Origin of the sequence: Campylobacter concisus (assembly GCF_003048555.1) — a bacterium.
In the GTDB taxonomy this organism is placed as follows: Bacteria; Campylobacterota; Campylobacteria; order Campylobacterales; family Campylobacteraceae; genus Campylobacter_A; species Campylobacter_A concisus_AO.
The window spans coordinates 1-6809 of sequence record NZ_PIRR01000062.1; the positions used below are offsets into that span (position 1 = coordinate 1).

Sequence of the window (6809 nt, forward strand, 5' to 3'; positions counted from 1 at the left end):
AACTTTACGATATAAAATTTCTCCAAAAAACAAAAACCCCATCAAAATATAAGAGATAAAGGAGCAGTAAATACTCCAATAAAATTTATTTTCAAAACACGATAAAACAAATGCAAAAATCGCATTAAATACAAAAAATAAGCACCAAATTTTTGTTAACCCTCTTGTGTAACTAACGACCTTTTCATCTATATTTTTCTCTTTTAATCTAGCGATTTTGGTTATAACAGCCTCGCCCTTTAAGCTGTAAAAAAAGAGAGCCAAGAAGCCAAGGCTTACGATGCTTGGATATAAAAGTGCTAAATTTACGCTTCTAAAAATAGCGCAAATGGCAAAAAACACCCCAGCCAATAAGCAAACCTGCCTTTTCTTGCCACTTTCAAAATAGGCTCTAAGCCCCCAAAGCACACATAAAACACCAAATATCAAAGTGGCGTTTTCTTGCCAAAAAAATAGAACTAAAGGGTAAGCAATGCTTACTAAAATTAGAACTAGATTTACTATTTTATGCTTCAAATTTCTTTGCTACAGCTTTTACGATATCATCAAGCGCTTTTACGTTTTTAAAATCCTCTGGCATCAGCCTATGTCCGGTTTGACGTTTGATGTAATCAATCATATCAATAGCGTCGATGCTATCAATCTGCAAATCCTCATATATCCTAGTCTCTGGCTTTATCTTGTTCTCATCTATCTCAAAAAGATCGATCAAGGCTTTCTTTAAAATTTCAAAAATTTCTTTTTCGCTCATCGTTATTTCCTATTTTCGTAAATGTATTTTGCAAGAGAAGATACGCTAAAAAATATCTCTTTTAGATTTGAACTCTTTGAATCAAGCACAAGACCATATTTTTTCTGCACCGCAAGCCCAAGCTCTAAGGCATCAACACTATCAAGTCCAAGACCATCATTAAAAAGTGGCGCATTCTCATCAATATCACTTGGTTTCATATCCTCTAAATTTAAGCTTGTGATGATCAGCTCTTTTATCTCATTAACTAGTTCTTTCACTAAATTCCTCCTTATAAATTTTAATTATCTCATCATGCAAGGCTCTCGCCCTAACGGGGCTTGGCCTATCCTTTAAAAATATATCAACATTAAAATTTTTCATCTCTTTAAAATGATATTTTATCTTTTCATCTGGCGTTTTGTACCATGGTTCATTTTTTCTAAGGCTTCTTGGGTGCATATTGATACCGATGCAAACAATCTTTTTAGCGCCTTTTACACCCATGTAAGCTGCTGCCTTATGAAAAATAATTTCATCTTTCGTACGTGTGCCTTCTGGGAAAATTAATAAATTTTCACCGCTTTTTAAAACCTCTACGCTTTTTTGTAAAAATTCCTCGTTATTTGTGTTTGGTATGTAGTTGCAAGCCCTAATAGCCGCAAATAAAAATATATTTTTGCCAAGCTCGCCCTTTACGATGCAGTTTATTCTTTTAAATTTTGAAACCAAAAAGACCACATCAAGAAGCGAAGGGTGGTTTGCTATGACTAAATTTGATCCGCCATTTAGCTCGCTAAGCTCAAATTTATAGTCCAAACACCCACAAATTTTAGTAACTTTTATAAAAAATCCCCAAGAAATTCTAACTAGATCGCGGCATAAATTTTGTATAAATTTAAATTTATTTAGCCCCAAAAGCACCACTGGCACAAGCAGTAAATCTCCGCTTATGCAAATAATCGCAAAAAAGAAAAAAAAAGATCCAGTTCTTAAAATTTTAAGGCTCATAGCTAAAATCCCAAGATGAAGAATAACTACAACTTTGCCAGCTTTTTGATATTTTTGGATCAAAATTTACAATAAAGCTTTTTAATAAATTCCCGCAAATTTCTTTTTCTTTTTTAGCTCTTTTTAGAGTTAAAACTCTCTCATTTTTTGCCCCTGAGACAACAAGAGCGAGCATAAATGATGGCTTTTTCTCATCAAAATAACTCTGCTTTATCGACTCATGATAAGCAAGTATTAGTACCTTTTCATATCCGTCATTTAGTCTTAAAAATGCCGCTTGCAAGGCATCTTCTACTGGGCTAAAAGAGGAAATGGCAAGAATTTCATTGTGATTTTTAGCTTCTATGCTAAGAAGCGACGAAATAGCGTTATGCACAGAAAGTGAAAACGAAGTAGGCGAAACTGACTCAGCCTTTGCCAGCGTAGTCTCTAGCTCAAAGCAGCGATTTATCTCTCCTTCATATGAGCTAAAAATAACTGGCATATCAAGCTCGTCAAAACCACTAAGTAGGCTAAAAGCGCACTTTGCAGCACTACTTAGCCTTCTTCTTTGAATTGGTGGAATTTTTGCTAGGTCAAATTCTTTTTTGTATCTAGCCAGATCCTCGCCGACATCGCCATAAGCTATCGCATCAAAAAAATCAATTTGAAATTTCATTATTTCGCGATATCGCCTTTTAGAGTAACGCCAGACATCAAAGCACCGCTTCCACACTGAAACTGAGTTTTTGAGTTAAATGGTTGTTTTTTGTAGTAGCCAGTTAGATTTACAACCTTTGTGCCACCTTCTTTTAATGCTCTTTCTTGGAAAGTCTTTAAGGCCGAAAGAAGTGCGATTTGGCATGCCTCTTCATCACTTTTATTAAAACCATTTGTCTTTTTATTTGATGTTAGATCTTTTACGATTACCTGTCCGCTATAGCCTGTGCCAAAGCTAATACTTACATTTGGAAGTAAGAAATTTTTAGCTTTTGGGCCATTTAGAAAATCAAGTGAGTGATATTTCACATCATCTCTTGCATTAAGACTTGTAGCAAACGCCAAAATGGCAACTAATGAAACTAATTTTTTCATGTTTATCCTTTTTAAAAAATGTTTTTAGCTCTTTTAAATATCAAAGATGTATTTACACCACCAAATGCAAAGTTATTGCTCATAACAAAGTCCGTTTTTATCGGAGTTGGCTCTTTTAAATAGTTTAGCTTTGCACACTCGGGATCGATCATGTTTAAATTTATAGTTGGGAAAAACAGCTCTTCTCTCATCATCATAATAGAAGCGATCGCCTCCAGTCCTCCACAAGCGCCAAGCGTATGACCAAAATAGCTTTTAAGTGAGCTAATGGCGATATCCTCTCCAAAAAGCTCGTTTGTAGCGATACTCTCGGCTATGTCGCCATGTTTTGTCGCAGTTGCATGAGCATTTACGTAGCCTATACTTTTTGGCTCTAAATTTGCGTCCTTAAGTGCTAAGCTCATCGCCGCTTTCATCGTAGCGCTTTGTGGTCTAGTGATATGTGTGCCATCACATGTTGAGCCAAAACCAACGACCTCAGCATAAATTTTAGCTCCTCTTTTTAATGCACTCTCTTCACTTTCAAGTACCAAAAACCCAGCTCCCTCACCAAGCACCAAGCCATCTCTATCTTTTTCAAACGGCGTTGGGCTCAAATTTGGCGTACTATTTTTTACGCTAGTTGCGTAAAGCTTGTCAAAGACGTATGCCTCGCTCACGCAAAGCTCCTCAGCCCCACCAGCTAGCATCATATCTATGCTGCCATTTTTTATGCTCTCGTATGCGTAGCCAATGGCGTGCGAACCGCTTGTGCATGCCGAAGATGTAGGGATGATGCGCCCTTTTAGCGAGTAAAATAGCGCGATATTTGCCGCTGTTGTGTGAGGCATCATTTTTATATAGGTATTTGCGTTAAAGCCGCTATCCATGTCCAAAACTAGCTTTGCCATGTCAAGGATAGAGTCTGTACTGCCAGTGCTAGAGCCGCTTGCCACGCCCATCCTACCATCTTGCACACTTGGATCTAAATTTGACTCATTTAACTCATCACCTTTTAATAATCCAGCATCTTTTAAGGCAAGTCCAGCTGCGTGCACGCTATAACACGAGACCTTACCAAGACTTCTTAGCTGTTTTCTATCCCACTCTTGCGGATATTTGTAGTCTATAATTGGTGCAGCTAGGCGCGTGTTTAGATCTTTATAGCTCTCCCACTCGCTCATGTATCTCACGGCGTTTTTGCCCTCGAGAAATTTAGCTCTCATCTCCTCCCAGCTGTTGCCAAAAGCGCTGACTGCGCCGATACCTGTGACAAATACACGCATTAGCAAAGCCCTCCATTTACACCGATAACCTGCCTTGTGATATAGCTAGCATCACTGCTTAGTAGAAATTTAACCAGCCCTGCTACCTCATCTGCTTCTCCGGCTCTTTTTGCAGGTATGGCTTTTAGCACCTCGTCTAAAAAGTCGCTATTTAAAATTTCCTCGCTCATATCTGTCTTTATAAGCCCTGGTGCTACGCAGTTTACTGTTATGCCCCTACTTGCAAGCTCGACTGCAAGGGCTTTGCTAGCTCCTATGATACCAGCTTTGCTAGCTGAGTAGTTCACCTGACCTCTGTTGCCAATGACGCCTGAAACAGAGCTTAGTGTTACTATTCTAGCTGGCTTTCTAGTCCTTATCATGGGCATTAGTGCTGGTCTTAGGACGTTGTAAAAGCCATTTAAATTTACATCTATCACATCAAACCACTCTTCATCGCTCAGCCCCACAAAGGTATTATCCCTTGTTATGCCAGCGTTTAAAATAACGCCATAGTAGACGCCATTTACCTCCATGTCAGCCTCTATGGCCTCTTTAGCTGCAGCGGTGTCAGCCACGTCAAATGTCAAGAATTTAGCCCCAAGCTCACTAGCTATCTTTAAAAGTTCATCGCTCTTACTTCTTGCATGAAGCACCACTTCGTACTCGTTAGCTAGGCGTTTAGCGATGCTAGCTCCTATGCCTCTACTTGATCCGGTTATCAATACTCTTTTACTCACTAAGTGCCTTTTTTACAAATTCTTCATCAGGGCTCATCACGTTTAAAACCGCTCTTGCGCCAAGCTCGCCGTTTACAAAAAGCTCACTGTCATAAACACCAAATCCACTCTCATCTTGGATCGAGCACTTTGAGACGATCACTATCTCATCGCCCACTTTAAAATATGGCCTAAGAATTTCAAATTTTCTGCTTCCAAGCAAAAAGCCAAATATCGCCTTCTCGCCCCTTAGTTCACGCATCTTTGAGTCATAAATACCAAGGCTTTGAGCCATCATCTCTATCGCCTTTTGTGTGTAAAATTTCCCATCTTCTAAAAATGGAGTTTGCTCATTTATCACACTTCTTACTTTTATGCTCTCGCAAGGGGTAAATTCTAAAATTTCATCGATCAGGGTTATGGCGCTACTGTGCGGCAAATAATCACTTATCATCATCTCACTCTTTTAAATATTATTGCGGCGTTATCTCCGCCAAATGCAAAAGATAGCGAGATCGCCGTCTTTACGTCAAATTTCGTGCCGCTTTTTACTAAATTTATAGCTTCCAAACTCTCATCATACTCGCCGTCATAAACGTGTGGCGGCAAGAGGATATTTTCCCCCATGCAAAGCATAACGCAAATGGCGCTTTCTATTGCTCCAGCAGCTCCTAGCGTGTGTCCGATCTGCGGCTTTAACGAGCTAGCGTATGCGGAGCCAAGCGTTAAATTTACAGCTTTTGCCTCCATTTTGTCATTTGCTTGCGTGCCGGTGCCATGCAAATTTACATAGTCTACGCCTCTCATGTCAGCTTTTTTTAAAGCTTCTTCTATACAACAAATTGCCATTTTGGCATTAAAATCAGGCTGAGTCATGTGAAAAGCGTCGCAGTTTGAGGCCGAGCCAGCGACCACGACGTTTGAAATTTCATCACGGCTCAGCAAAAACAGCCCAGCTCCCTCGCCTATGTTTATGCCCTCTCTATTTTTAGAAAATGGCTGGCTTGGTTTTTGACTTAAAATGCTAAGTGAGTTAAAGCCATTTATGGTTAAGGTGTTTAAACTATCGACGCCGCCGCATATAACCGTATCGCAAATGTCGCTTTTTATTAGTCTTTGTGCCTCAATAATCGCCTTAACACCAGAAGTACAGGCAGTTGAAACACAAAAACTTGGACCTTCTAATCCATAAAATTCGCTCACAAACTCAGTCACATTTGCAAGACAGTTTCTGTCTATACCAAACTTGCTTTTATCAAAAATTTCAGTTCTTATATACTCTTTAAAAGTCCAAAAATTTTCTTCAATTCCACTCGTTGTAGTGCCTAAAATAACACCTACACGGCTTTTGCCAAATTTTTTGATAGCCCTCTTGATCTCATCGTCAAGCTCAAGAAGCGTATTTAAAAGCAAAGCATTGGTTCTTGTCTTAAAGTGTTCTTTTGTGTTTTTAGCAAACTCTGGCAGTGCCTTATCAAATTTCGCAACTAAAAATTTATTCTCAGGATGAAACCCACTGCTTAAGCTTAGAAATCTCTTTCCACTTAAAAGCGAACTTAAATTCTCATCACTGCTGCTTCCAGCGGCACTGATAATGGCTGGCTTGCTAACGTAGATCAACACTTTCTACCTCATAATATTGATCATCTATCATAAATTTTTGCTCGCTTTTTTCATCTTTTATCATCTCTAGCACTTTTATAAAAAGTTCATTGTAGGTACTATTTGGTGGCAAAAAACCTAAATTTTTAAAGCTACTTTCTTTTAAAATTCGCCTAGCTTCTGGCGCGCCAAGTGCGTTTACAAGGCTAAATTTATACTCATTCTTGCTATTTTGCACGTAAAGCAAAAGCAGTCCCTTTGATGAGTTTACCTTAAATGTTTTCAAGTCAAAATCTGCTATCTGCGGTATATCAAATTTCTTTGCACATCCAAGAGCAAAAAGCGAAATAGCAAGGATTATGACTATTTTTTTTATAAGCAATCTTTACCTTTTAATATTAAAAATTACAAAAGTTTAATAATTATATC

General features: G+C 38.5%; 11 protein-coding genes. All 11 read right to left on the reverse strand.

Features of this window, described 5'->3' with window-relative positions; genetic code table 11:
* Nucleotides 1-516: hypothetical protein (locus CVS92_RS08405; protein WP_107789146.1), on the reverse strand; the 516-nt coding region annotated here is incomplete at its 3' end.
* A complete protein-coding gene (locus CVS92_RS08410; RefSeq protein ID WP_107789147.1) occupies nucleotides 506-751 on the reverse strand; it encodes an acyl carrier protein in 246 nt (81 codons plus the stop codon). The genes CVS92_RS08410 and CVS92_RS08405, both read right to left, overlap by 11 nt.
* A 2-nt stretch (nucleotides 752-753) precedes the next feature.
* Complete coding sequence (locus CVS92_RS08415; RefSeq protein ID WP_084108930.1) at nucleotides 754-1011, reverse strand: phosphopantetheine-binding protein; 258 nt, start codon at nucleotides 1009-1011, stop codon at nucleotides 754-756.
* Complete coding sequence (locus CVS92_RS08420) at nucleotides 995-1741, reverse strand: lysophospholipid acyltransferase family protein (RefSeq protein WP_107789148.1); 747 nt, start codon at nucleotides 1739-1741, stop codon at nucleotides 995-997. The genes CVS92_RS08415 and CVS92_RS08420 overlap by 17 nt, the downstream gene beginning before the upstream one ends.
* Nucleotides 1731-2399: a beta-ketoacyl synthase chain length factor gene (locus CVS92_RS08425; protein WP_107789149.1), complete on the reverse strand. Its 669-nt coding sequence runs from the start codon at nucleotides 2397-2399 to the stop codon at nucleotides 1731-1733. Before CVS92_RS08425 ends, CVS92_RS08420 begins: the two co-directional genes overlap by 11 nt.
* Nucleotides 2399-2815 carry a hypothetical protein gene (locus CVS92_RS08430; protein WP_021090821.1) on the reverse strand — a complete coding sequence of 139 codons (417 nt, stop codon included), beginning with the start codon at nucleotides 2813-2815 and terminating at the stop codon, nucleotides 2399-2401. Before CVS92_RS08430 ends, CVS92_RS08425 begins: the two co-directional genes overlap by 1 nt.
* Before the next feature lie 11 nt (nucleotides 2816-2826).
* Entirely contained in the window at nucleotides 2827-4080 is a 1254-nt protein-coding gene (locus CVS92_RS08435) for a beta-ketoacyl-ACP synthase (protein ID WP_107789153.1), read from the reverse strand.
* Nucleotides 4080-4799, reverse strand: coding sequence for a 3-oxoacyl-ACP reductase FabG (fabG, locus tag CVS92_RS08440; protein ID WP_107789150.1), 720 nt, complete (start codon nucleotides 4797-4799; stop codon nucleotides 4080-4082). Before fabG ends, CVS92_RS08435 begins: the two co-directional genes overlap by 1 nt.
* A complete protein-coding gene (locus tag CVS92_RS08445; RefSeq protein ID WP_107789151.1) occupies nucleotides 4792-5235 on the reverse strand; it encodes a thioester dehydrase in 444 nt (147 codons plus the stop codon). The genes fabG and CVS92_RS08445 overlap by 8 nt, the downstream gene beginning before the upstream one ends.
* Complete coding sequence (locus CVS92_RS08450; protein WP_234398729.1) at nucleotides 5232-6401, reverse strand: beta-ketoacyl synthase N-terminal-like domain-containing protein; 1170 nt, start codon at nucleotides 6399-6401, stop codon at nucleotides 5232-5234. Before CVS92_RS08450 ends, CVS92_RS08445 begins: the two co-directional genes overlap by 4 nt.
* The gene (locus CVS92_RS08455) at nucleotides 6385-6762 is read right to left on the reverse strand and encodes a hypothetical protein (RefSeq protein ID WP_107789152.1); all 378 of its coding nucleotides are present in this window, start codon (nucleotides 6760-6762) and stop codon (nucleotides 6385-6387) included. The genes CVS92_RS08450 and CVS92_RS08455 overlap by 17 nt, the downstream gene beginning before the upstream one ends.
* Between the last annotated feature and the right edge of the window lie 47 nt (nucleotides 6763-6809).